This is a genomic window from Streptomyces sp. NBC_00287 (genome assembly GCF_036173105.1).
Lineage (GTDB): Bacteria > Actinomycetota > Actinomycetes > Streptomycetales > Streptomycetaceae > Streptomyces.
Map to the genome: position 1 here is coordinate 5,098,029 of NZ_CP108053.1, position 24,430 is coordinate 5,122,458.

General features: G+C 71.1%; 24 protein-coding genes. 12 read left to right on the forward strand and 12 right to left on the reverse strand.

Translation table 11 applies throughout. The annotated features are described in order from the left end of the window. The first annotated feature begins 22 nt into the window (after positions 1–22). The 4 genes from OHT76_RS23285 to kynU all read left to right on the forward strand — a co-directional run bounded on the left by OHT76_RS23285 (position 23) and on the right by kynU (position 4,077). A complete protein-coding gene (locus OHT76_RS23285; RefSeq protein WP_328872793.1) occupies positions 23–1,471 on the forward strand; it encodes an MFS transporter in 1,449 nt (482 codons plus the stop codon). A 22-nt stretch (positions 1,472–1,493) separates the two neighbouring features. Beyond that, entirely contained in the window at positions 1,494–1,907 is a 414-nt protein-coding gene (locus tag OHT76_RS23290; RefSeq protein ID WP_328872794.1) for a DUF3151 domain-containing protein, read from the forward strand. Positions 1,908–2,054: 147 nt separating this feature from the next. After that, positions 2,055–2,894, forward strand: coding sequence for a tryptophan 2,3-dioxygenase family protein (locus OHT76_RS23295; RefSeq protein WP_328872795.1), 840 nt, complete (start codon positions 2,055–2,057; stop codon positions 2,892–2,894). Continuing rightward, positions 2,887–4,077 carry a kynureninase gene (gene kynU, locus OHT76_RS23300; RefSeq protein WP_328872796.1) on the forward strand — a complete coding sequence of 397 codons (1,191 nt, stop codon included), beginning with the start codon at positions 2,887–2,889 and terminating at the stop codon, positions 4,075–4,077. The genes OHT76_RS23295 and kynU overlap by 8 nt, the downstream gene beginning before the upstream one ends. 15 nt (positions 4,078–4,092) lie before the next feature. Here kynU and OHT76_RS23305 read toward each other — a convergent pair whose 3' ends face one another. Continuing rightward, positions 4,093–5,388: a helix-turn-helix domain-containing protein gene (locus OHT76_RS23305; RefSeq protein ID WP_328872797.1), complete on the reverse strand. Its 1,296-nt coding sequence runs from the start codon at positions 5,386–5,388 to the stop codon at positions 4,093–4,095. Positions 5,389–5,580: 192 nt separating this feature from the next. On the opposite strand from OHT76_RS23305, the gene OHT76_RS23310 reads away from it, so the two are divergent. Both OHT76_RS23310 and OHT76_RS23315 read left to right on the forward strand, forming a co-directional pair. Beyond that, positions 5,581–6,021 (forward strand): hypothetical protein, encoded by a 441-nt coding sequence (locus OHT76_RS23310; protein WP_328872798.1) that lies wholly within the window; start codon positions 5,581–5,583, stop codon positions 6,019–6,021. 61 nt (positions 6,022–6,082) lie between these two features. Continuing rightward, entirely contained in the window at positions 6,083–6,754 is a 672-nt protein-coding gene (locus tag OHT76_RS23315) for a class I SAM-dependent methyltransferase (RefSeq protein WP_328872799.1), read from the forward strand. Here the strand turns inward: OHT76_RS23315 and OHT76_RS23320 are convergent. Beyond that, a complete protein-coding gene (locus tag OHT76_RS23320; protein ID WP_328872800.1) occupies positions 6,729–6,914 on the reverse strand; it encodes a DUF397 domain-containing protein in 186 nt (61 codons plus the stop codon). The two genes, OHT76_RS23315 and OHT76_RS23320, sit on opposite strands and share 26 nt — an antisense overlap. Continuing rightward, positions 6,914–7,765 (reverse strand): helix-turn-helix domain-containing protein, encoded by an 852-nt coding sequence (locus OHT76_RS23325; protein ID WP_328872801.1) that lies wholly within the window; start codon positions 7,763–7,765, stop codon positions 6,914–6,916. The genes OHT76_RS23320 and OHT76_RS23325 overlap by 1 nt, the downstream gene beginning before the upstream one ends. A 220-nt stretch (positions 7,766–7,985) precedes the next feature. Between OHT76_RS23325 and OHT76_RS23330 the strand changes: the two genes are divergently transcribed. After that, positions 7,986–8,399, forward strand: coding sequence for an ATP-binding protein (locus tag OHT76_RS23330; RefSeq protein WP_328872802.1), 414 nt, complete (start codon positions 7,986–7,988; stop codon positions 8,397–8,399). 38 nt (positions 8,400–8,437) lie between these two features. Then, a complete protein-coding gene (locus tag OHT76_RS23335; protein WP_328872803.1) occupies positions 8,438–9,256 on the forward strand; it encodes a hypothetical protein in 819 nt (272 codons plus the stop codon). Here OHT76_RS23335 and OHT76_RS23340 read toward each other — a convergent pair whose 3' ends face one another. The 3 genes from OHT76_RS23340 to OHT76_RS23350 form a co-directional block, all read right to left on the reverse strand. Beyond that, positions 9,257–9,922, reverse strand: a complete 666-nt coding sequence (locus OHT76_RS23340; RefSeq protein ID WP_328872804.1) for a response regulator transcription factor — start codon at positions 9,920–9,922, stop codon at positions 9,257–9,259. Continuing rightward, the gene (locus tag OHT76_RS23345) at positions 9,919–11,238 is read right to left on the reverse strand and encodes a sensor histidine kinase (RefSeq protein ID WP_328872805.1); all 1,320 of its coding nucleotides are present in this window, start codon (positions 11,236–11,238) and stop codon (positions 9,919–9,921) included. The genes OHT76_RS23340 and OHT76_RS23345 overlap by 4 nt, the downstream gene beginning before the upstream one ends. Before the next feature lie 85 nt (positions 11,239–11,323). Then, positions 11,324–12,178, reverse strand: a complete 855-nt coding sequence (locus tag OHT76_RS23350; protein ID WP_328872806.1) for an alpha/beta hydrolase — start codon at positions 12,176–12,178, stop codon at positions 11,324–11,326. Positions 12,179–12,390: 212 nt separating this feature from the next. Here OHT76_RS23350 and OHT76_RS23355 point away from each other — a divergent pair, with 212 nt between their 5' ends. Both OHT76_RS23355 and OHT76_RS23360 read left to right on the forward strand, forming a co-directional pair. Next, positions 12,391–13,596 (forward strand): cytochrome P450, encoded by a 1,206-nt coding sequence (locus tag OHT76_RS23355; protein ID WP_328872807.1) that lies wholly within the window; start codon positions 12,391–12,393, stop codon positions 13,594–13,596. Between the two features lie 104 nt (positions 13,597–13,700). Further along, positions 13,701–14,294 (forward strand): Uma2 family endonuclease, encoded by a 594-nt coding sequence (locus OHT76_RS23360; protein WP_328872808.1) that lies wholly within the window; start codon positions 13,701–13,703, stop codon positions 14,292–14,294. Positions 14,295–14,304: 10 nt separating this feature from the next. Here OHT76_RS23360 and OHT76_RS23365 read toward each other — a convergent pair whose 3' ends face one another. From OHT76_RS23365 to OHT76_RS23375, 3 genes are read right to left on the reverse strand one after another with little or no spacing between them, the layout of a single operon-like run. Continuing rightward, complete coding sequence (locus tag OHT76_RS23365) at positions 14,305–14,529, reverse strand: hypothetical protein (protein WP_328872809.1); 225 nt, start codon at positions 14,527–14,529, stop codon at positions 14,305–14,307. A gap of 38 nt (positions 14,530–14,567) precedes the next feature. Then, positions 14,568–16,148 (reverse strand): ABC transporter permease, encoded by a 1,581-nt coding sequence (locus OHT76_RS23370; protein WP_328872810.1) that lies wholly within the window; start codon positions 16,146–16,148, stop codon positions 14,568–14,570. After that, positions 16,145–17,035 carry an ABC transporter ATP-binding protein gene (locus OHT76_RS23375; protein WP_328872811.1) on the reverse strand — a complete coding sequence of 297 codons (891 nt, stop codon included), beginning with the start codon at positions 17,033–17,035 and terminating at the stop codon, positions 16,145–16,147. Before OHT76_RS23375 ends, OHT76_RS23370 begins: the two co-directional genes overlap by 4 nt. Before the next feature lie 73 nt (positions 17,036–17,108). Between OHT76_RS23375 and OHT76_RS23380 the strand changes: the two genes are divergently transcribed. Continuing rightward, positions 17,109–17,606, forward strand: a complete 498-nt coding sequence (locus OHT76_RS23380) for a GbsR/MarR family transcriptional regulator (RefSeq protein ID WP_328872812.1) — start codon at positions 17,109–17,111, stop codon at positions 17,604–17,606. 331 nt (positions 17,607–17,937) lie between these two features. Here OHT76_RS23380 and OHT76_RS23385 read toward each other — a convergent pair whose 3' ends face one another. Beyond that, on the reverse strand, positions 17,938–18,783 hold the full coding sequence (locus OHT76_RS23385; protein ID WP_328872813.1) for a diacylglycerol kinase family protein: 846 nt from the start codon (positions 18,781–18,783) through the stop codon (positions 17,938–17,940). A 175-nt stretch (positions 18,784–18,958) separates the two neighbouring features. On the opposite strand from OHT76_RS23385, the gene OHT76_RS23390 reads away from it, so the two are divergent. Continuing rightward, positions 18,959–20,242 (forward strand): adenylosuccinate synthase, encoded by a 1,284-nt coding sequence (locus OHT76_RS23390; RefSeq protein WP_328872814.1) that lies wholly within the window; start codon positions 18,959–18,961, stop codon positions 20,240–20,242. 54 nt (positions 20,243–20,296) lie between these two features. Here the strand turns inward: OHT76_RS23390 and OHT76_RS23395 are convergent, their stop codons facing one another. Together OHT76_RS23395 and OHT76_RS23400 are read right to left on the reverse strand one after the other, a co-directional pair. After that, positions 20,297–22,828 (reverse strand): ABC transporter permease, encoded by a 2,532-nt coding sequence (locus tag OHT76_RS23395; RefSeq protein ID WP_328872815.1) that lies wholly within the window; start codon positions 22,826–22,828, stop codon positions 20,297–20,299. Between the two features lie 716 nt (positions 22,829–23,544). After that, positions 23,545–24,234, reverse strand: coding sequence for an ABC transporter ATP-binding protein (locus OHT76_RS23400; protein ID WP_328872816.1), 690 nt, complete (start codon positions 24,232–24,234; stop codon positions 23,545–23,547). Positions 24,235–24,430: the final 196 nt, after the last annotated feature.

A 24,430-nucleotide genomic window follows, 5' to 3' on the forward strand; every position in this document is an offset into this window, starting at 1 on the left:
GGCTCGTTGTATACCTGGGGGCATGCCTGACGTCCGGATCACTTCCGCGCAGGGCAAGTGGATCCTGCTCACCACCGTCCTCGGCTCCAGCATGGCCCTGCTGGACTCGACCGTCGTCAACGTCGCCCTCCCCCGGATCGGCGAGGATCTGGACGCGAACCTCTCCGCCCTCCAGTGGACGATCAACGCGTACATGCTCACCCTCGCCGGTCTGATCCTCCTCGGCGGTTCGCTCGGTGACCGCTACGGCCGCCGCAGGATCTTCGTCATCGGCGTCATCTGGTTCGCCGTGGCCTCCCTGCTGTGCGGGCTCGCCCCGAACGCCGAAATCCTCATCGCCGCCCGCGCTCTCCAGGGTGTCGGCGGAGCGCTGCTCACGCCCGGCTCCCTCGCGCTCATCCAGGCCTCCTTCCACCCCGACGACCGGGGCCGGGCGGTGGGCCTGTGGTCCGGTTTCGGCGGCATCGGGGCGGCCGTAGGACCCTTCCTGGGCGGCTGGCTGGTGGACGGGCCCGGCTGGCGGTGGGTGTTCCTGCTGAACGTCCCGCTGGCGCTGCTGTGCGTGCCGGTCGCGCTGCGGCATGTGCCGGAGTCGGGGGACGGCACCAAGCACGGCCGCTTCGACGTGCTGGGCGCCTTTCTGGGTGCGGCGGCCCTCGGCCTGGTGACGTACGCGCTGATCGAGTCGGACTGGATCACGGCGGCCCTGGGCGTGGCTCTTGGGATCGCCTTTGTGTACGTCGAGAAGCGGCGGCCCGATCCGATGATGCCGCTCGACATCTTCGCGTCCCGCCAGTTCACCGCCGTCAATCTGGTCACCCTGTGCGTGTACGCGGCCCTCGGCGGGTTCTTCTTCCTCGCCGTGATCCAGCTGCAGGTCGTCGCCGGCTACTCGGCCCTGGGCGCCGGTACGGCACTGCTGCCGACGACCGTCCTGATGCTGCTGCTCTCCGCCCGGTCCGGCGATCTGGCCGTCCGGATCGGGCCGCGTATCCCGCTCACCGTCGGGCCGCTGGTGAGCGCGGCAGGACTGCTGCTGATGCTGCGGGTCGGCCCGGACGCCTCGTACTGGGCCGACGTACTGCCCGCGGTCCTCGTCTTCGGCCTCGGCCTGGTCACCCTGGTCGCCCCGCTGACGGCCACCGTCCTCGCCTCCGTGGATGTCGCGCGGGCGGGCCTGGCGAGCGGCATCAACAACGCGGCGGCCCGAGCCGCGGGTCTGATCGCGGTGGCCGCGCTGCCGCTGCTGACCGGGATGGGCGAGGAGGCCTACCGCTCGCCGGACGCCTTCGACGACGCCTTCCGCGAGGCCATGCTCTGGTGCGCGGGCGTGCTGGTGGCGGGCGCCGCCCTGGCCTTCGCGACCGTACGACGGCTGCCGCCGGACTGCACACGCCCCGAGTGCCTCACCCATGGCTCGATCACCGCGCCGCCGCTGGAGAGGGAGCGGGCCAAGCGGCGCATCGGTTAGCGGATGCATCAGACTGGAACCCATGACGATTCACGAGAACCTCCTCGGGGGCCCGCCCCCGACCCACCTCCCCGACGACCCGGAGCCCCGTGAGCTCCTCGCGTCCGGCACGGCGCCCGCCGATGTCGCCGCGAAGTACCCGACGTCCTCCCTGGCCTGGGCACAGCTGGCCGACGAGGCGTTCGAGCGGGGCAGCGTCGTGGAGTCGTACGCCTATGCCCGTACGGGCTACCACCGCGGCCTGGACGCCCTGCGCCGCAACGGCTGGAAGGGCCACGGCCCGGTCCCGTGGGAGCACGAGCCGAACCGCGGCTTCCTGCGCGCCCTGCACGGCCTCGCCCGCGCCGCCGGTTCCATCGGCGAGCAGGAGGAGTACGAGCGCTGCTCGCAGTTCCTGAAGGACTCCTCGCCCACGGCGGCCCAGACGCTGGGTTAGGCGAGCCTCGAGTGCGGGTCCGGCTGTGATGCAGTCGGACCTTGCACTCTCCGGGGGTGACCCCTGAGGATTCGGGTGGGGACCGGGGCCCCCGTGTCGGTAACGGCAGGGGCGGACCGCTACCCGGAGTAACAACAGGAGACAGCGATGTCCCAAGAGGCTCACGAAACGAACGAGCCCGAGACCCCGCATCTCGACTTCGCCGGCACGACGCCGTACGAGGACTACGTCAAGGCGGATGTGCTCACCCACCTCCAGCACACCCTGTCCGACGATCCCGGAGAGATGGTCTTCCTGGTCACCACCCAGGTGATGGAGCTGTGGTTCACGGTCGTCGTCCATGAGTGGGAGACCGCCGCGCACGCGCTGCGCGAGGACCGGGTGCCGGTCGCGATCGACGCGCTGAAGCGTTCGGTACGGGAGCTGGAGGCGCTGAACGCGTCCTGGAAGCCCCTCGGACAGCTCACGCCGGCCCAGTTCAACTCGTACCGGAGTGCTCTCGGCGAGGGCTCCGGCTTCCAGTCGGCGATGTACCGCCGCATGGAGTTCCTGCTCGGCGAGAAGTCCGCGTCCATGCTCGTCCCGCACCGCGGCGCGCCCCGCGTCCACGCGGAACTGGAGAAGGCGCTGCACGAGCCGAGCCTGTACGACGAGGTGCTGCGGCTGCTGGCGCGGCGCGGGCACGCGATCCCCTCGGCCGTGTTGCAGCGGGACGTCTCCCAGCGCTACGAGCCCTCCGACGCGGTCGAGGCCGCCTGGACGGCCGTCTACTCCGGTGACCCCGGCGACGAAGTCGCCCGGCTGGGCGAGGCGTTGACGGATGTCGGGGAGCTGGTGTGGCGCTGGCGGAACGACCACCTGGTCGCCACCCGCCGCGCGATGGGCTCCAAGGCCGGGACGGGCGGTTCGGCCGGGGTTGCCTGGCTGGAGAAGCGCGCCCGCAAGAACGTCTTCCCCGAGCTGTGGACGGCGAGGTCCCATGTCTGAGCTCGCCGCCAAGGCGGAGAAACTGGATGCGGCGGACGAACTCGCTCTGAAGCGGGCCGAGTTCGTGCTCGACGAGATCGTCTACCTGGACGGGAACTCGCTGGGCGCGCTGCCGGCGAACGTGCCGGACCGGGTCTCGGACGCCGTCCAGCGCCAGTGGGGCTCCCTGCGTATCCGGTCCTGGGAGGAGAGCGGCTGGTGGACCGCGCCCGAGCGGATCGGCGACCGGATCGCTCCGCTGGTCGGGGCGGCGGCGGGCCAGATCGTGGTCGGCGACTCGACAAGTGTCAATGTTTTCAAGGCACTTGTGGCGGCGGTGCGGATGGCCGGTGAGGGCCGGGACGAGATCGTCGTGGACGCGACGACGTTCCCCACGGACGGCTATATCGCGGAGTCGGCGGCCCGTATGACGGGCTGCACGCTGCGTCCGGTGCGGCCGTCGGAGGTCCCGGACGTCCTGGGCCCCCGAACCGCAGCCGTCCTCCTGAACCACGTCGACTACCGCACGGGCCGCCTCCACGACCTGCCGTCCCTGACGTCGGCCGTGCATGCGGCGGGCGCTCTGGTGGTCTGGGACCTGTGCCACAGCGCGGGCGCGCTGCCGGTGGGCCTGGACGAACACGGCGTGGACCTGGCGGTCGGCTGCACGTACAAGTACCTGAACGGCGGCCCGGGTTCACCGGCATACCTGTACGTCCGCTCGGACCTGCAGCCCCGCTTCGACTCCCCCCTGCCGGGCTGGAACTCCCACGCGGAGCCCTTCGGCATGCGCAGCGACTACGAACCGGCCTCCGGCGCCCTGCGCGGCAGGGTCGGCACCCCGGACATCCTCTCCATGCTCGCGCTGGAGGCGGCGCTGGATGTCTGGAACGACGTCTCGATCGAGTCGGTACGGGCCAAGTCCCTTGCCCTGACGGACTTCTTCTTGGAGTGCGTGCGGGAGTACGTCCCCGAGGGCCGGGTCGAGTCCCTGACCCCGGCCGCACACGCGGAACGCGGCAGCCAGGTCGCCCTGCGGTGCGCGGACGCGGGGACCGTGATGACACGGCTCATCGAGCGGGGCGTGGTGGGCGACTTCCGGGCGCCGGATGTGCTGCGCTTCGGGTTCACGCCGCTGTATGTGGGGTTCGCGGATGTGGAGCGGGCGGCGCGGGTGTTGGGGGAGGTAGTGGGCGGTTCGTAGTCGGCAGGCTCGATGTCAGTTGCGCGCACTGGTCGCCGCGACCAGTTCACGGACGCCGCTGACTCTCGGGTGACGGGCTGAGAGATCGCTGACGACCTGCCGGATCGCCGGGCGGTCACGGACCTCTCCAGGAGAGACCCGCAGGGCGGACAGCAATTCGGTGGCCGTCTGCTCCGGCTTTCCCCACTGCCACCACGCACGCGCGAGGTCGGTATGCATACGGCCCTTGCGCTCGGCGGTGGGGAACTGGTCGGGGTGCAGCGCCCGGCCGGCCTGAATCGCGGCTCCGGCGTCGCCCAGCGCCCAGTGGACGCCGACCGAGTAGAGGTCAACAGCGGCTGGGGTGATGGGAAACAACCGCCCAGCCGGGGCCTGCTGCGGAAGGCCGCGCGCGGCCTGGGACGCCTCCCCGATCAGGCTCATCGCCTGGTCCCGGTCGCCGGCACGGGCCGCCGTGTAGGCGGTCGTGCACAGCATCTGTGCGTAAGCCGCCGACTGGGCCGGGGTCGTCAGCCCTGTGGCCTCGACCTTCGCGGCTGCCCCGAGGATCAGCCGTTGGGCTGCGCCCTGTTGGTCCTGGTGGCGCAGGACAATGCTCAGTTCCCGGGCGGCAGCGGCGGCGGCCAGCGGGGATCCGGAGAGCTCCGCGTAGACGGTGGCGCGGTCCGCGGTGATGCGGGCCCGGTCGTAGCGGCCGATCTTGACGAAGAGCTGGGCGGCCAGGCTGTAGCAGGAGGACAGCCGGGCGTGTGCGAGGTCGGTCCGGGACGCGGCGGCATCGTGGGCATCGGCGAGAAGCCCCGGGAGCGTTTCGAGGAGGCCGGCGTGTCTGCCCGAGTCGAAGAGAGAGCGGGCCCGCGCGAGGCGAGTGTCGAGGGGCACGGTTGAACCGGTCGGCTCGGGCGTGACCGCCAAGGCGTCGTCCACACCGGCGAGGAGCTGGGCGGGGGCGGCGAGCCCGGCGGCCGCGAGCAGGGTCCGGCGGCGCATGGGGTCCTCCTTGGCGCAATGTGGACCGTCGGCCGCAACTGTAGTGGTTTGCAACACGTTCAATCCGAGTGCCGCACCAAGAACATGGGGTGGCACACCAACCTCTTGAGCGGCCCGGCGCAGGAGACGCAGGTCAGCGGTCCGGTCGCCGCGCTGTTCCATGCGAGAGACGGTAGAAGCGGAGCAGCCCAGACGTGCCCCGAGGTCGGCCTGTCGCCAACCCCGCCCGACTCGGCCCATGCGGACGAGTCCTCCTGGGTCCTGGCCATCGACGAGCGCACGGGCCTTCGCGGAACTCCACAGCGGGTCCAGAGTGCGCATCGCGCCTCCCACGGGCCGGGGCCGGGCCGATTCCACCGTAGCCAGCTCCCGCCCGGCAGTCGACGACGCGTGCCGAATCTGCAAACGGCATGCAAGGCACGGCAGTTGAACACTGACAGCCGTCTGCGAGTGGTGTCGTACGAGCACGGGTCCGCTCTGGGCGCAGGGCCCGAAGACGCCATGGAGGACAGAATGACGACAGCGACGGAGACCAAGCTCCGAGACCCCCGGGACTACGTCGAGCGCGACGTGTGGAACCGGCAGGTCCAGCTTCTGATGCGGGACCACCCTGTGGACGAGGTGATGGCCAATCGACTGTTCGGCGCTGCGGTCTCGTACCTGATCACGGCCATGGAGAAGTGGGGCCAGGGCCTGGAGATGTGCTGTGGACGACTCGTCGACCTCGCGGTCCACGTCTTCATCCTGGACACGAAGAACTACCGCGAGTTCTGCGCCGAGCACTTCGACGGCCGGTTCCTGGAGCACATTCCGGAGATCGAGTTCAAGTACGACGGCTCGGTGGAGCGCACCGCGCAGATCATCGCGGACGCCGGCTTCGACGTGGACTGGAAGCTCTGGGAGCGGGACTACGGCAAGTGCGGGCCGTGCAGTCCGGGGGCGAACTGCCACTGATCCTTGTCTGATCGGGCCCGGGAGCGTTTCTGATGCTTCCGGGCCCAGTACCGTGTGGCGGATGCCCCACGCGCCCATGACCCCTGCCGAGTACTGGGACCGGTACAAGCCCTACAAGGGCGACGGCACTCAACCAGCACCACCGGCCGAACGATTCGACTGGACTCAGTACCCCGGCCACGGCCCCGGTGCCGAATTCCTCGGCCGCCCCCGTCGTGCACTGGAGCTCGGGCCGGCGGAGGGCAAGGAGGCCGCGTATCTGGCCCGGCGGGGTGTCGAGGTGACCGGCGTCGACTTCTCGCCGGTCCAGGTCGCCCGGGCCCGCGCCTGGTGGAAGGACACGCCGGGGCTGTCCTTCGTGCAGGCGGAGGCCTGCGCCTACCTGTCGTCGTGCTCCGTGGTGTACGACGCGGTCTACTCGGTCTGGGGCGCCGTTTGGTTCACCGACCCCGAGGAACTGCTGCCCCGCGTCCTGGAGCGGCTCTCCACCGGCGGCGCTTTCGCGTTCTCGCACGCCGAGCCGGTCGCCGGTTCGTACGGACCTCAGCGGATGCGGGGCAAGTGGCTCGAAGGCCGGGAGGGTGAACTGACCGTACGGCGTTGGCAGTACGCCCCCGACATGTGGGCGGATCTCCTCAAGAGGTACGGCTTCACCGACGTCGACGCGTATGCCTTGACGGCACCGGAGCCGGGGAAACTCGGCACGCTCATGGTGCGGGGGTATGCGCCTTGAGGTGTTCGATGAGGGCGGTGAAGGCGGGGGTGGGGAAGGAGAGGGTGGCGCGGGTGGGGGCCTTGGAGTCGCGGATGGCTATGCGGGTGGGGAGGGTGGCTATCTCGACGCACATGTCGCCGTCGCCGCCATCGGAGTAGGTGGACTTCCGCCAGTTCATCAGAGTTCCTTCGCCAAGCGGTGGATGAAGTCGCGCGACGCCCCGGAGTCCAGCGACGCACTCTCCACCCTACGAATCAACGCCCGCAGTCGAGCCAGCTGGGATTCGCCGTCGATGAACGCGGCCCCGGTGGGCGAGTCCCGTACCCCGGTGTCCAGTCTGGGCAGAGGGCCTCCTACGTACACCATCGAGGCTCCGGAACCGGCAAAGCCGTCCTGGTCGATGGGGATCACGCGCACGGAGGCATGCCCCTGCTCAACCATGTCCAGGATCTGCCGCAGTTGAGCACGCGACGACTCGCGGTCGGAGACACGGAGCCGCAGAGCAACCTCGTGAATGATCGCCTCGTACGGAGTGGGGTTGTCGCCCTCGATGACAGCACGACGCCGCATCCGGTGCTCCACCCTGAGGGCCACCTCGTTCTCCGGCAGCTCCGGGTTCATGTAAGCGAAGACCGCACGCGAGTAATCCGGGGTCTGGAGGAGCCCCGGGATGCGGGTGATCGCGATCTCACGGAGGAACTTCGCGTGGTGCTCGGCTTCGGCGGAGTCCATGAACACCGGTGGCAGTAGTCTCCGGTAGTCCTCCCACCAGCCGCGTGTGCGATCGCCGGCCATGGCCGCCAGGGCATCGATGAACACCTCGTCCGCACAGGCGCAATGAGCTGCGAGACGGCGGATCCGCTCTGCGCTGACGGCCGCGATCCCCGCTTCCACCTGGCTCATCTGGGCCGGGGTCGTGTTCAGGAAGGCCGCCACCTCACGCGATTTCAGTCCCGCGGCCTCGCGCAGCTTGCGCAGCTCCGACCCCAGCCGAACCTGTCGCGCGGTGGGATGACTCCTCGCCGCCATGCGCTCTCCCGTCCCAACGACCTTGCTGACGCGCCCCGTTCGGGTGCCAGATTACGGCAACGGCTTGCAGAGGCCGAATATTTCGCCTTACCGTTGGTGACGCGACGCACACGCTGCGAAACCCCGGGCACCGGAAGCGCACCGCCCCGTCCTGCCATGACGGCTGCGGCACTGCCACCGACGCCCCGCTCAACTCCCTTCTCCCCCACAGGAGTCAGCCGTGCCCGAAAACGAATCCGAACCCTGGGAGTACTCCCTCTACATCCCCAACGACCCCCGCGCCGTCACCGTCTGTCGCCGCACCCTCCGCCTCATCCTCACCCTGCACGGCCTGATCACCCTCGTTGACACCGCAGAGCTGCTCGGGGCTGAGTTGGTCTCCAATGCCGTACGGCATACGAAAGGCCCCGCCGCGCTGCGGGTGCGCTGGTCGCCCGGTGCGTTGCGGATCGGGGCGTGGGACGCGGATCCCGAACCGCCCGACTGCCCACGCAGGTTGACGGACGTCGAGGATGAGGAGGAGGGGCGAGGCTTGGGGCTCGTCGTGTCCTGCGCTGACGTCTGGGGCTGGCAGCCGTCGTCCAGGTTCGGCAGTCGAGGCAAGTACGTGTGGTGTGAACTGGCCTTGACTTGATCTCCCGTAAACCCCCACCAGACATTTACGATCACGCCATGTCGATCACGCCACCGTCCGTCCCGGTTCTGCGGGGCCGTAAGAACACCCTCCTCCAGTTCGACGGATCGGCGTTGATCCTGCGGCGTGGGGACAAGGAGCACCACATACCGCTGGCCGCCGTCGCTCTGGTGCGCAGTGACGGGCGGGCGGTTGAGGTCGTGCTGACCGCGTCGGGCGGGAGCGCGCCGCCCGTCGTTCACCGTGTCGAGGATGTCGGTGAGTCCGCAGCCGGGGCCTTTGCCTCCGCCGTCATCGGCGCGCTCCCAAGCCCCAGCCCCGGATCCGGACCCGTAGACGGTTCCTCCCTCGTCACCGTCCGGACCATCGCCTCCGAAGTCGCGCGGAAGCGAAAGCGGCTGTGGAGCTGGCTCGGCGCGCTCGCCTTCGTTCTCGTGCATGTCGTCGAGACCGTGCTCGTCACCGTCGCCGGGGACCCGGCGCTCTCCGTACTGGTGTGGATGTGCGCCTTCTGCAGCGGGGTCCTCGGCCTCGCCGCGCTGCGCGTGATGCCGTTCGGCAAGCCTCGGTGGCGGCTGGCCACGGACGGGGTCACGGTGATCGCGCGGTACAAGGAGTACGTCGACGGCATGTACGTGTACGACTTCACCGACCTGGGCGGACGGCCGTACGCCTATGCCCCGCACGACTACCGCGGCGACCAGGTCGAGCTCGTCTACGACCCCAGCGACCCCTTCAACGGCGTAGAGCGGCAGTTCGTCCTCGGGCGAAGGGCCCTGCTGTTCCCGATGTACCTCTTCGGGATCCCGGCCGTTTTCTTCTTCCTCCTCAGCTTCTCGCTCTTGTTCGCTGCCTGATCACCCGGGCGTCACCAGCCGCGCCTCGTACGCGAACACCGCCGCCTGGGTGCGGTCCCTGAGGCCCAGTTTCACCAGGATCCGGCTCACATGGGTCTTGATCGTCGACTCGGCCACGACCAGGCGCTCGGCGATCTCCGCGTTGGACAGGCCCTGGGCGATCAGGACCAGGACCTCCGTCTCGCGTTCGGTGAGGTCGCCGTATGCCGACTGCGTGCCCACCATCACGCGCGGGGTCTCCGAGAGTTTGGAGAACTCCGTGATCAGGCGCCGGGTAACCGAGGGCGCCAACAACGCCTCTCCGGAGGCCACCACCCGTACCCCGTCCGCCAGTTGGCGTGCCGACGCGTCCTTCAGCAGGAAGCCCGAGGCTCCCGCCCGCAGCGCCTGGTACACGTACTCGTCCAGGTCGAACGTCGTCAGCACCAGCACCTTCGCCGTACCGTCCGCCGCCACGATCTCCCTGGTCGCCTCGATGCCGTTCAGTTCGGGCATGCGGATGTCCATCAGGACGACGTCCGGGGCGAGTTCGCGGACCTTCGCCACGGCCTCCCGGCCGTTCACCGCCTCGCCGACGACCTCGATGTCCGGCATCGCGTTGAGCAGGACCGAGAAGCCCTCGCGGACCATCATCTGGTCGTCCGCGATCAGTACGCGGATCGTCATGCCTCGTCACCCGCGAGCTGCACCGGGAGGAACACCGTCACCTCGTAGCCGCCTTCGTCCGTCGGGGCCGCCGTCATCTCGCCGTTCAGCATCGTGACGCGCTCCCGCATGCCCGTGACGCCGTGTCCGGCGCCGGGTGAGGGCTTGACCAGGGCGGGGGCCGGTGGCGGGGTGTTGACGATACGCAGGCCCAGGCCGCCCAGGACATAGCCGATCTCCACCTTCGCGCTCGCGCCGGGCGCGTGCCGCAGGGTGTTGCTCAGGGCCTCCTGGACTATTCGGTACGCCGACAGCTCGACGCCCTGCGGTAGTTCCCGCACCGCGCCGGTCACCGTCTTCTCCACGCTCAGACCCGCGTCCCGCACATTGGCCAGCAGCGCGTCGAGGTCGCCGAGGGTGGGCTGCGGGGCGTCCGGGGCCTCGTAGTCCTCGGCCCGTACGACGCCCAGGACGCGGCGGAGTTCGGTGAGGGCCGCGACCGCGTTCTCGCGGATCGTCGCGAAGGCGCGCTCCAGCTCCTCCGGCGGGTTCTCCACCCGGTAGGGCGCGGCCTCCGCCTGGATGGCGACGACCGACATGTGGTGGGCGACCACGTCGTGCAGCTCACGGGCGATCGTCGTGCGCTCCTCCAGCAGCGTCCGCTTCGAGCGCTCCTGCGCGGTCTCCGTCTGCTGCGCGGTCACCTCCTGCGCGGCCTCCCGGCGGATGTGCCAGACCGACACGACGAGCAGCGCGAACGCCGAGACGACCATCATGGGGCCGGTGTTGCTGCCGTTGTAGTAGTAGGTCGGCCCGAAAGCGGCCTCCGCCACCAGGCCGTACGCCCCCGTCAGCAGCCACATCCAGGCCGCCGTACGCGGCCGGGTGCGCACCGCCACGACCGTCAGCACCGTCAGATGACAGACGACGGACCCGGCCATCCACGGCCACTCCGCCCAGCCGTCGCTCAGCACCGCAACGACCGGCGTGATGGCCATCGACACCCAGAACGCCCCGACCGGCCGCACCATGGTCAGCAGCACGGGAGCCGTGCAGATCAGGCCGATCGGCAGGGCGCCGGCGTCGGTGTCGGCACCGGCGGCTACCAGCGTGAACAGGGCCGCCACGGCGATCAGGGCGTGCGGTGTCCACGCCGCGTACTCCCGTAGCCGGCCGGGGAGCCGACGCGTGAGCGGGCCGTCGACGCGCATCCGGGGCAGCGGCCGGTAGTCGAAGGCGTTGTGGAACAGGTCCTGCCGCAGCCCGCGCAGGGCGTCCGCGGCCAGCCGGAACTCCGGGCTGTGGGCTTTGCTGGTCGTCTCGGTCACGTACAGCACGGTAGGCGGAGGCCCGCCTCGCCGTCGTCACCTGCGAGAAGGGTCCTTCGGCGTCCGTCTCAAGTACTACGGCGCCCCCGCTTCGTCACCAGGCGAGCTGTGCGATCTCCTCCGCCACCACCGCGCACGCGTCCGCCGCCGGATCGATCAGCGGGAAGTGGCCCACATCCTCCAGCAGCGTCAGCCCCACCACCTCGCCCGCCTTCGCCGCCGCGTCCGCGTACGCCTCGGCGACCGTCTGCGGGACGTCCACGTCCGTGCGGCCCTGGACGAGGGTGGTGGCGATGCCGGTGGGGAGCAGCAGCGCGGGATCGGCGTACGGCCGCCGCTCCGCGAACTCCTCTTCCCCGCCCAGGAGTTGGCGGGCCGCGCCGCCGCAGACGTCCAGCTTGTCGGCGACCGTGAAGTCGGCGATGGGGGCGAGGGCCACGACTCCGCGCAGGAACGGCGGGCCGTCGGTGCGCCAGGGGGCGTCGGTGGGGAGGAGGTGCCGTGCCGCAGCCCACAGGGCGAGGTGGCCGCCGGCGGAGTGTCCGGTGACGACCGTACGGCGGAGGTCGGCCTGCGGGAGGGCCTCTCGGGCCAGGGCCGGGAGGGCGTCCATCGCGGCGGCCACGTCGTCGAAGGTGTCGGGCCAGCGGCCGGCCGTGGTGCCCTGCCCTCCCCGCCGGTACTCCACATTGGCCACGGCGAAGCCCCGGCGGGCCAGGAAGTCGGCGAACGGGGTGATGTGCCGGCGGTCGTAGGGGGCGCGCCAGGCGCCGCCGTGCAGGACGACCACGAGGGGGGCGAGGGCGGTCTCCGTGCGCGGGGCGTAGAAGTCGATCACCTGGTCGGGGTGGTCGCCGTACGCGGCGGTGGCGTCGGGATCGACGGGCGGGTGCGAGAAGGCCGACTGCTCTTCGGCGGCGGACCGGGCTGCGGCGGCGTCGTCCGGCATGCTCCAACCTCTCAGCGACGAAACAGAATTGGCGGACCAGGTGAATGACTCGGCCGTTGGCGGGGACGGTATCAGGCCCGTGACGTGCGCGGACACGGGGATGTCACGCTGGGTGAGGGGTAACGGTTCTGTCGCGGGCCGAGGTGTATGTCGTCGCCCGCCCACCGAGTCACCCCTGGTCAGACCGGGGTAGGTCGGGCTAGCGTCCGTTCATGGGAGCCTTCGATCCGTGGGACTCGGCGTTTCTCGCCGATCCGTACCCCGCTTACGCCGAGCTGCGTGCCCAGGGGCGTGTGCAGTACTTCGAGCCGACCGAGCAGTGGCTGGTGTCGCATCATGCCGATGTGTCGGCGCTGCTGCGTGACCGGCGGCTCGGGCGGACGTATCAGCATCGGTTCACGCATGAGGACTTCGGGCGGACTCCTCCGCCCGCTGAGCACGAGCCGTTCCACACGCTCAACGACCACGGGATGCTCGATCTGGAGCCGCCGGACCACACCCGGATCCGGCGTCTGGTGTCGAAGGCGTTCACGCCGAGGACGGTGGAGCAGCTCAAGCCGTACGTCGCTCAGCTCGCCGGGGAGCTGGTGGATCGGCTGGTCGAGGCCGGGGGCGGGGATCTGCTCGCCGATGTCGCCGAGCCGCTGCCGGTCGCGGTGATCGCCGAGATGCTGGGGATTCCGGAGGCGGACCGGGCTCCGCTGCGGCCCTGGTCGGCCGATATCTGCGGGATGTACGAGCTGAGCCCGTCCGAGGAGACGGCCGCCAAGGCGGTGCGGGCTTCCGTCGAGTTCTCCGAGTATCTGCGGGAGCTGATCGCCGCGCGGCGCAAGGAGCCCGGCGACGATCTGATCTCCGGGCTCATCGCCGCCCACGACGAGGGCGACCGGCTCACCGAGCAGGAGATGATCTCGACGGCCGTCCTGCTGCTGAACGCCGGGCACGAGGCGACGGTCAACTCCACCGTCAACGGCTGGTACGCCCTCTTCCGCAACCCCGACCAGCTTGAAGCCCTGCGCGCCGACCACTCCCTGGTCCCGGGCGCCGTGGAAGAGCTGATGCGCTACGACACCCCGCTCCAGCTCTTCGAGCGCTGGGTCCTCGACGACATCGAGATCGACGGCACGGTGATTCCGCGCGGCGCCGAGATCGCGATGCTCTTCGGCTCCGCCAACCATGACCCCGAGGTGTTCCAGAACCCCGAGCGGCTCGACCTCACCCGCACCGAGAACCCGCACATCTCCTTCAGCGCCGGCATCCACTACTGCATCGGGGCTCCGCTGGCCCGTATCGAGCTGGCGGCGTCGATGACGGCTCTGCTGGAGCGGGCGCCGACGCTGAGTCTGGCGGCGGAGCCGGAGCGGAAGCCGAACTTTGTGATCCGGGGGTTGGAGGGGTTGAGCGTCGAGGTGGGGTGATCACCCGTTCGGCTGATTGCCGAGCGAATCCCGGTCGATGGTCGTCGGCGGCTCGTCAAGCTGGTGCCTGCCTGCCTGCCTGCCTGCCTGCGAAGGGAGGCACCATGACGGTTATGGCAGAACGCACGTCGTCTCAGTTGTCGGTGGACACGTTCGAGCGGATCGCCGAGTTCGCCGAGCGGGAGGACGAGACCGTCAAGTTCGAGTTCATCGACGGACGGATCGGGCTCTGCAAAGTAACGAACGGTAACCATGGCGCGATCATCATGTGGCTGATCCGACAGTGCATGCGTGCTCGGCCCGAGCTCGATCTCAACCCGTTGCAGGGGCTGAAGGTCGAGGCCTATCGCAAAGGCAGGGCACGGCCCGACGGAGTGCTCGCTCCAGTCGATCACTTCGTCGGACAGGGCGACTGGGCCGATCCCGACGGAGTGCTCATGGCGGTCGAGGTCACATCGTACGACTCTGACACGCATCAGCGTGATCGAGTGCAGAAGCCGCAGGCGTACGCCGAAGCGGGGATCCCGGTCTACCTGTTGATCGACCGGGACCACCTCTCCGTGCTCGTGCACAGCGACCCGGATCCTGAGGACGGATACCAGGACATCCACATGGTCAAGCTGGGCGGGAAGGTCACCCTCCCCGATCCTGTCGGCATCGAACTCGACACCGAGGACCTCAAGTCGTACATCGACTGACCGACGCCGCTCACCACCGCCCCCGCACCCGTTCCACCCCCGCCCACACACCCAGCCCCACGACGGCTCCGCCCAACACCGCCAGCGGTAGTTCGGCGTAGAGCACGCTCCAGTCGGGGGCCTGTTCGAAGCGCCAGAAGCGTCCCCGGACGTCGACCGACCACACCGCGAGTCCGGCGCCCGCCCCCAGTGCCGTGGTCAGACAGCCGCCGGCGGCCTGTGTGCGTTGTCCCATGCTCGGGACAGACGTGTGGAGGCCGCCCACGGGTTCCGTCAGGTCGTCATGTCCCGGCGTCGCAGGCCCGCCAGGCCCACCGCCACCAGTGCCGCCGCCAGCGCCAGCAGGACCAGCACCGGGCCCCACTCCATCCCGCCGCCCGGCAGCTTCGGGAGGTGGCCGAAGGGGGAGAGGTCCAGGACCGTCTGCGGGGCGTCCAGTGCGGGGCCCACCCAGCCGATCAGCAGGACGGCTCCGGCCACCGCCCAGGCCGCCATCGCCGCGCGCGGCAGGACGCCGTACAGAAGGACCGCGAGGCCGCCGATGACCCAGATCGCCGGGAGTTGGACCAGGCAGGCGCCCAGGATGGGGGCGACCTCCTTGCCGTAGCCCACCGCGAAGCCCGCCCCCGCCAGCAGCATGATCAGGGCCGAGCCCGCGAAGGCGATCAGCAGGTGGCCGGCCGCCCAGCGCAGGCGGCCCACGGCGTTCGCCAGGACCGGTTCCGCTCGCATCGAGGTCTCCTCGCCGTGCAGGCGCAGGGTCGAGGAGACGATGTACAGGGCCGCGATCAGGCCGAGCATGCTGACCATCGAGGCGAGGAACGCGTCCGTGATGCCGGACTGGCCGCCCATGCGCTGGAAGATCTCGCGGGCGTTCTCGTTGTCGCCGACCAGGTCCGCGACCCCGTCCGTGAGGCCGCCGTAAATGACTCCGGCCAGGAAGAAGCCGATCGACCAGCCGAGGACGGATCCGCGCTGCAGCCGCCAGGCCAGCGCGCCCGCCGTGCCGAGGCGGCCGAGTGCGGGGCCTGGTCGAGCGGGCAGGAAGCTCATGCCGACGTCCCGGCGCCCGGCCAGCTCATAGGCCACCGCGCCCTGGATCACCGCCGCCGCGAGGAACAGCAGCAGCACCCACCACCGTTCGTCCGCGAACGACCGCAGGTTCGACAGCCAGCCCAGCGGTGAGATCCAGGTCAGGGCGGAAGAGCCGTCGTCCGAGGCGGAGTCGCCCGCCGCGCGCAGGACGAAGGCCGCGCCCAGCAGGCCCGCCGTCAGGCCCCGCGCCAGCCGTGCGCTCTCCGTGAACTGCGCGACGATCGCCGCCAGCGTCGCGAACACCATGCCCACCCCGGCCAGGCCGAGACCGAAGGCAAGGGCTCCGGCGGCTCCTTGGCCCGCCAGGCCCACCGTCACCAGCAATGCGAGTACGGCGTTCGCGACCCCCGCCGTCAGCAGCGCCGCCGTCAGGGACGCCCTGCGCCCCACCATCCCGGACGCCACCAGCTCCTGCCGCCCGCTCTCCTCCTCGTCCCGTGTATGCCGTACGACGACCAGCAGGCTGACCACGGCCGCGAGCGCACCCGCGTACACGCCGACCCGCCAGGCCGTCAGCGCGCCGAGGGAGTCGTCGAAGACCGGGCCGATCAGGGCGCGGAAGGAGGCGTTGGTGGCCGTGTCCTCCACCAGCCGGGCGCGGTCCGCGTCGGTCGCGTAGACGTTCTCCAGGGTGCTCGGCATCGACAGGATCATCAGCGCGTTCACCGCGACCCACACCGGGATCATCAGCCGGTCGCGGCGCAGGGCGAACCGCAACAGCGTTGTGGTGCCCGCGAGTTCGGCGGTGGCCGTGGTCATCGGGCCGCCTCCTGGTAGTGGCGCAGGAAGAGCTCCTCCAGCGTCGGCGGGGTCGAGGTCAGCGACCGTACGCCGGACTCGGCGAGCGACTTCAGTACGGCGTCCAGCTTGTCCGTGTCCACCTGGAGCCGGACCCGGTGGCCCTGGACGTCCAGGTCGTGCACGCCGGGCAGGTGCGTCAATCCGTTGGGCGCGGCGACCAGTTCGGCGGTGACGCTCGTCCGGGTGAGGTGCCGCAGGTCCGCGAGGGACCCGGTCTCGACCGTGCGCCCCTTGCGGATGATGCTCACCCGGTCGCAGAGCTCCTCGACCTCGCTGAGGATGTGCGAGGAGAGCAGGATCGTACGGCCGCGCTCCCGCTCCTCCTCCACGCAGCGCTGGAAGACCTCCTCCATCAGCGGGTCGAGGCCCGAGGTCGGCTCGTCCAGGATCAGCAGGTCCACGTCCGAGGCGAAGGCGGCGACCAGGGCGACCTTCTGACGGTTGCCCTTGGAGTAGGTGCGGCCCTTCTTGGTGGGGTCCAGCTCGAAGCGGTCGATGAGCTCGGTGCGTCGGCGTTGGTCGAGTCCGCCGCGGAGGCGGCCGTAGAGGTCGATCACCTCGCCGCCGGACAGGTTTCGCCACAGGGTCACGTCGCCGGGGACGTAGGCGATGCGGCGGTGCACCTCGACGGCGTCCGCCCACGGGTCGCGGCCGAGGATCTGGGCGGCGCCGGAGTCGGGGCGCAGGAGGCCGAGCAGGACGCGGATGGTGGTGGATTTTCCGGCGCCGTTGGGGCCGAGGAAGCCGTGCACCTCGCCGGTGGTCACCTCCAGGTCGAGGCCGTCCAGGGCGTGGGTCTTGCCGAAGGCCTTGTGGAGTCCGGAGACGGTGATTGCCTTGGTCATGGTTCAGAACGTACGCTTCTTTCAGAAATTTGTGAAGTTAAGGAAGCGTATGAATCCCCGATAGGATGTGCGCATGACGGAAGCAGCCGAGGTGGGGCGGGACACGGATGCCGTGTCGAGGTTTGTCGAATCCTTCGCGGCGCAGCTGGTCGAGGCGGGGATGCAGCGCATGGCCGCCCGCGTGTTCGCTGCGCTGCTCGCGTCCGACGAGGGTGTTCTGACCTCCGCGGAACTGGGCGAGCAGCTCCAGATCAGCCCCGCGGCGGTCTCCGGCGCGGTCCGTTACCTCGCCCAGACCCACATGGTCTCCCGCGAACGCGAACCCGGCTCCCGCCGCGAGCGCTACCGCGTCCACGGCGACCAGTGGTACGAGGCCCTGACCAACCGCGAGGCCGTCATCAAGCGGTGGGAGGGGGCACTGCGGGAGGGCGTGGTGAGCCTCGGTCCGGACACCCCTGCGGGCCGCCGTATGGCCGAGACGCTGGCCTTCTTCGAGTTCATCGAGGGGGAGATCGCGGCGATGATGGAGCGGTGGAGGGTGCATCGGGAGCGGGATTTCGGGGGCGGGTGATTTTGGGCGGGGGCGGGGTCCCTGGGTGCGGGCGGCCCCCCGGCAACTACGGCGAACCGTGGGCCGTCTGGTGGGCCGCTTGATCAGCCGTCCGGTGGGCCGCCGCGGCGCTCCGCGCCCTACCGCGGCCGCCCGCTGTGCCGCCGAGTGGCCCGCCGCCCCGCGCCCTGCCGCGGCCGTCCGGTGGGCCGCCGTCCTGCGCCGCCCGTCCTGCCCCGGCCGCCCGGTGCCCCGCCGTCCCGCCCCCACGCGGCCCGGTGTGCCGCCGAGTGCCCCGCCGTCCCGCGCCTCGCCGGGGGCCGTCGGTGGGCCGCCGTCCCGCGCCCCACGCCTACGACGACGGCAACGTAAGCCCCAGTCCCCCCTCCCACACCGTCCACGTCCGGCGTCGTACCGGGCCCGCCTCCATCGCGTCCGCTCGGTATCTGAAGTCCGCTCCGGAGACCGTCACCCGGCGGCCGCGGGCCAGGAGGGGGGCCGCTTCTGCGCCTACCGAGGAGGGGCGGACCTCGATCGATGCTGTGCCTGAGCCGTGGGGGATGACCGAGATGCCCTCTACCGGCTGGTCCAGGTCGATCAGGGTGACTCCGTCGACCTCCACGCGGAGGCGGGCGGGGCCCGGGCCCGAGAGGGCCGGGGCCGGGCGGGGCGGGACCAGGGTTCGTACGAGGGACTGGTACGTACGTAGCCAGGGGCGGCCGTCCATGGGCTCGGGGCTTCTTCCCGTCGGCGGTATCGGGGGGATGCGCAGCGTCCCCAGCACCACCCCGTCGCTGTCGTCGACCAGCAGGTCCAGGCGCCGCTCCACCCCGTCCAGCACCGCCCGCGCCGCTGCCACCGCGCCCGTGGGGATGCCCAGGGCGCCGGCCAGGGACAGCGCGGCGCCCACCGGGACCACCGACAGCGCACATCCGGCCAGCTCCCGCCGCCGGTGCAGCAGGGACACCGCGCGCAGCAGGGCCCGGTCGTCGCCCACCACGACCGGCCGCCGGGACCCGCGCCGCGCCAGCGCCCGGGCGAATTCCTCGGGCCCCTCCGGCAGGCACACCTTCGTCGCGGCACCCGCGCTGAGCACGTCTTTCGCGATCCTGACGGACTCCCCGTCCGTATGCCGGGCTGCCGGATCGATGACCACCAGCAGCTGATCGGACGTCGCGAAAGTCGCCACCTCGGCCATGCCTCGCTTCCTCGGGTAGCATCTTTGTGCAAGAGCCCCTTGCGCTATTGCGCCAGGGGCTTCGTCTATTCCGGGGCATCCGGTCCGACAGGTTGCGGCCGACGAAGGTCGCCGGTGTACGTACGTCGTACGCCCCTGACCTTGGACATGCCCCGCCCGGAAGGGGTGTACGCGCGTGCCCGCACTTGTGCTGCTCGGTGCTCAGTGGGGTGACGAAGGCAAGGGAAAGGCCACCGACCTGCTCGGTGGCTCGGTCGATTATGTGGTGCGCTACCAGGGCGGCAACAACGCCGGCCATACGGTGGTCGTGGGCGATCAGAAGTACGCCCTGCACCTTCTCCCTTCCGGAATCCTGTCCCCGGGGTGCACCCCGGTCATCGGCAACGGCGTCGTCGTCGACCCGTCGGTCCTGCTCTCCGAGCTGAGCGGGCTGAACGACCGAGGCGTCGACACGTCCAAGCTCCTCATCAGCGGAAACGCGCACATCATCACGCCTTACAACGTGACGGTGGACAAGGTGACGGAACGCTTCCTCGGGAAGCGGAAGATCGGGACCACCGGTCGAGGGATCGGCCCCACCTATGCCGACAAGATCAACCGCGTCGGTATCCGGGTCCAGGACCTGTACGACGAGTCGATCCTCCAGCAGAAGGTCGAGGCGGCGCTCGACGTCAAGAACCAACTGCTGACCAAGCTCTACAACCGGCGCGCGATCGCCGTGGACCAGGTCGTCGAGGAGCTGCTGGGCTACGCCGAGCAGATCAAGCCGTACGTCGCCGACACGGTGCTTGTCCTGAACCAGGCCCTGGAGGAGGACAAGGTCGTCCTGTTCGAGGGCGGCCAGGGCACGCTGCTGGACATCGACCACGGCACGTACCCCTTCGTGACGTCGAGCAACCCGACCGCCGGTGGTGCCTGCACCGGTGCCGGTGTCGGCCCGACGAAGATCAGCCGGGTCATCGGCATCCTGAAGGCGTACACCACCCGTGTCGGTGCCGGTCCGTTCCCGACGGAACTCTTCGACGAGGACGGCGACGCACTGCGCCGCATCGGCGGTGAGCGGGGTGTGACGACCGGTCGTGACCGGCGTTGCGGCTGGTTCGACGCGGTCATCGCCCGGTACGCCACGCGCGTCAACGGCCTGACCGACTTCTTCCTCACCAAGCTCGACGTCCTCACCGGCTGGGAGCAGATCCCGGTCTGTGTGGCGTACGAGATCGATGGCAAGCGGGTCGAGGAGCTGCCGTACTCGCAGAGCGACTTCCACCACGCGAAGCCGGTCTACGAGATGCTGCCCGGCTGGAGCGAGGACATCAGCAAGGCGAAGTCCTTCTCCGACCTGCCGAAGAACGCCCAGTCCTACGTCAAGGCGCTGGAGGAGATGTCCGGCGCCCCGATCTCCGCGATCGGCGTGGGTCCGGGCCGGGACGAGACGATCGAGATCAACTCGTTCATCTGAGCGGCACTGGCTGTGTGAAAGGGGCGTCCCGGGTGGGGCGCCCCTTTCGCGCGTTCACTCCGTCCGCAGTGCCTTCGCCGTGTCCGTCCTGGCCGCCCAGCCCGCCGGGAGCAGCGCGCCGCCCACCGCGATCGACACTCCGCCGAGGGCGAGCAAGGTCAACGGGAGCGGGGCGTAGACGGTGAGGAAGGCGTCGGGCAGGTTCATGCCGACGGCGTCGCCCATGAGCGGGGTGACGTAGTGGTGCAGGGCGATGCCCAGCGGGACCCCGGCGGCCGCGGCGAGCAGGCCGATGCCGGTGACCGAGGTGAGGACCATGCCGACGGTCTGCCGGGGCGTCATACCGAGGGCCTTGAGGGTGCCGAGGTCGTGGATGCGGTCCCGGGTGTCGAGGACGACCGTGTTGAGCACGCCCAGGCCCGCGACCGCGACCAGCATCAGGGTGAGCATGGCGATCAGCGCGTCCATGGCCGCGATCACGCTGGACGCGTTGTCGGTGTTGGTGTGGGCGAAGGCGCCGGTGTCGGCCAGGGTGTCGTTCAGCGCGGTCAGATAGGCCGAGGTGGCGGTGCCGGGGTCCGGTTGGGCGTAGAAGCGGTGCGGGTCGGCGTCGAGGCCGAGGGCGGTGAGAGTGGTGGCCTGGGTCAGCAGCAGCATCCCGTCGTCCTCGGTGAAGAACGCCTCGCCGACGATGCGCACGGTCGTGCTGCGGCCCTTCTCGGTCAGCGTCAGGGAGTCTCCGACCCGGACTCCGGCGGCGTCGAGGAACCGCTCCGTGACCACCGCCTGTCCCGGGCCGCTGAGCCAGGAGCCCGAGACCAGCTCCGGGGCGGCCCAGGACGCGTCGCCGTCGTAGCCGACCACGGCGGTCCGGCCCGTGATCCCGGACGCCCGTACCTCGCCCTGGGCGGTGCTGTAGTAGCGGCGGGTCCTCTGCTCGGCCTTCAGCGCGGCGGTCACGTCCGCCGGGTCGGCCTGCGGCCGGGGCTGCTGTCCCGGGGCGGGCACCACGGCGGCACCGGCCGGACCGCCCTGCCCCCGGCCGGTCTCCACGACGACCGGCGCGGCGGCGTCGAGCATCCGCTGCGCCTGCACGGCACCGAGCGTCAGGGCCAGCCCGACGGCGAAGGTGACGGTGACGGTGGCGAGGGCGACGGCGGCGGCGGTTGTTGCCGAGCGGGCGGGCCGGGAGAGGGGGTGGGCCAGGCCGAGGGTGACGGGTTGGGGGAGGGGGAGCCGTCCCGCGAGCCGCCGGGGCGGGTGCGGTGTGCGTCCGGCTGGTCGGCCGGTTGCGGGTGTCGGGGTACGTCCGAGCAGTCGGGGCAGCGGCAGTCGGCCCGTCAGCCGGCCCGGGGTACGCCCCTTCGCCGGCCCCGTCGGCCCCCGCCCCCGTCCCGTCTCCGCCGTACGCCCCACCGTGAGCGCCTCGACCGTGCGCAGGCGGCCCGCTCGGAGTGCGGGGACGAAGGCCGCGGCGGCGACCAGGGCCAGGGCCACGGCGGGAGCGGTTACGTCGATCCACCAGGGGATCGTTGCCCGGGCGCCGCGGTAGACGTCCTCGACGCTGCCGAGGACCGGGCCGGCGAGCAGGTTGCCGAGGGCCACTCCGAGGGCGCAGCCGATCGCGGCCGGGAGCAGGGCTTGGGCGACGTAGGCCCGTACGACCTGGGCCGGGGTGAAGCCGAGGGACTTCAGGATGCCGATGCGCCGGGTGGCGGCGCCCACCGCGCCGCTCACGACGATGCCGATGATCAGCACCGACATGGCCAGCGCGAGCACCCCGAACGCGGCCACGAAGGGCACGAAGGCGAGCGCGTTGGCGAGCTGTTCCTGCCGGACGGCGAGGTGGGAGCGGGTGCCGGTCAGGGCGCCCTCCGGCGCGGCGGCGTCGATCGCGGCACGGCCGGCGGCGACCTGGGCGTCGGTGTCGGCACTGCTGAGGCGGTAGAGCATCGCGTACCCGGACGTGCCGTTCGGCGTGGTGAGCGCCTTGGCCTGGGCGGGCGTCACCCAGGCGTCGGCGGTGCCGGTGACCGAGCGGGCGATGCCGACGACGGTCAGCGTCGGGGTGCCCTTCAGGCCGGGGAAGTCCAGCCGTGTTCCGGTCCTGAGCGCGGAGTCGCCCTCGGCCAGCACGATCTCGCCGGGGCGCGTGGCCCACCTGCCGGAGACCAGGTCCAGCCGGTCGACCGGCCCACCGGCGTCGGCCCGTCCGGCGACGGTCAGTTCGGGCAGGTCCGTACCGGACGGCATCTCACCGGAGGCGGAGGCCGTACGCGGACTCAGCGACACGGTCCGGAAGGGACCGGCCGCGTCGGCGACCCCGGAAGCCCGCGCGGTGGCCGCCAGTTGCGCCTCCGTGGCCTTGCTTGGGTCGAACCACGCGGTCAGATGGGCTCCGCGCTGCTCGGCCATGGCCTGATCGAAGGGCGCCCGGGACGCGACGAGCACCCCGGCAGCCACCACGGACGCGGTGACCGCAATGAGCGTGGTCAGGACCATCACCGTGCTCTGCACCCGCCGCCGCCCAACCCCGGCACGCACGACCGCGCCCAGGGCACCCGTGGCATGCGGCCCGCGCCGCATCCCTCCGCCTGAGGTGCCCGGGGTTGGCGGCCGACGCCGTCCGAATCCCAGAAGCCCCCCTCCGCCCGGCGCGCCCGTGCTCTGCGGCTGCTCCTCGCCCCCCGAGCCCGCGGCTCGCACCTCTTCGCCTGGGGCGCCTGTGCTCTGGGGCTGGCGCTGCTCCTCGCGCCCCGAGCCCGCGGCTCGCACCTCTTCGCCTGGGGCGCCTGTGCTCTGGGGCTGGCGCTGCTCCTCGCGCCCCGAGCCCGTGGCTCGCACCTCTTCGCCTGGGGCGCCTGTGCTCTGGGGCTGGCGCTGCTCCTCGCGCCCCGAGCCCGTGGCTCGCACCTCTTCGCCTGGGGCGCCTGTGCTCTGGGGCTGGCGCTGCTCCTCGCGCCCCGAGCCCGTGGCCGGCACCTCTTCGCCTGGGGCGCCTGTGCTCTGGGGCTGGCGCTGCCCCTCGCCCCCCGAGCCCGCGGCTCGCACCTCTTCTCCCGGGGCGCCCGTGCTCTGGGGCTGGCGCTGCCCCTCGCCCCCCGAGCCCGCGGCTCGCACCTCTTCGCCCGGGGCGCCCGTGCTCTGGGGCTGGCGCTGCCCCTCGCCCTCCGCGTCCGCGGCTCGCATCCAGCGTCGCCCGAATCCGCCCTCCGCACCCCCGGCCCGTATCCAGCGTCGCCCGAATCCTCCCCCCGCACCCCCGGCCCGCCCACCGCGTCGCCCGACCCCACCCCCCGCGCTCACCGCAGCACCCCCGCCGTGTCGCGGGCGATTCGGCCGTCGATCAGTTCGATCGTGCGGGTCGTGCAGGAGTTGGCGAGGATCGGGTCGTGGGTGACCAGGACGATCGTCTGGCCGTCTGCGTTGAGTGCGGCCAGCAGGTCCCGTACGTCCTCGCCGGACGCGGAGTCCAGGGCGCCGGTCGGCTCGTCGGCCAGGAGTAGGGCCGGGCGGTTCATCAAGGCTCGGGCGACCGCCACCCGTTGACGTTCCCCGCCGGACAGGGTGCCGGGGCGGGCGTCGGCGTGCCGGGCCATGCCGAGGTGGGTCAGCAGGTCCGCGGCGCGGCGGCGGGCCTCGGCCCGGGGTGTCCCGGCGAGCCGGGCGGGCAGCAGCACGTTCTCGGCGACCGTCAGATCGTCCAGCAGGTGGAAGAACTGGAAGACCATGCCGATCCGCGCCCGCCGGTACTTCGCCGAGGCGGTCTCGCCCAGCCGGTCCACCCGCAGCCCGTCGACGGTGACGCTGCCGGCGGAGGGCCGGTCGAGACCCGCGATCAGATTGAGCAGCGTGGACTTGCCGCTGCCGGAAGGGCCGAGCACGGCCACCGCCTCCCCGGCCCGCACGGTGAGGCTGACTCCCGCGAGCGCCGGCGGCCCCTCCCCGTACGTCCGGCTCACGTCGCTGATGTCGATGACGGGTGTGTCCATCGCTGCCTCCCCGGTTGCTGACGGACGGTTCGGCGTGACGCTAGGCGCGGGGCCGGTCCCGGGGCGTCGCCCGCGGCGGCGAGTGCGGCTGCCGTACCGGGAGGACCCGGCGGGCACGTCATCCCTGAGATGTACGCGGCAGATGTACGGCCCCTCCCCGGCGGGAGGGATGTGACCGCCCCGGACGCTTGCCAGA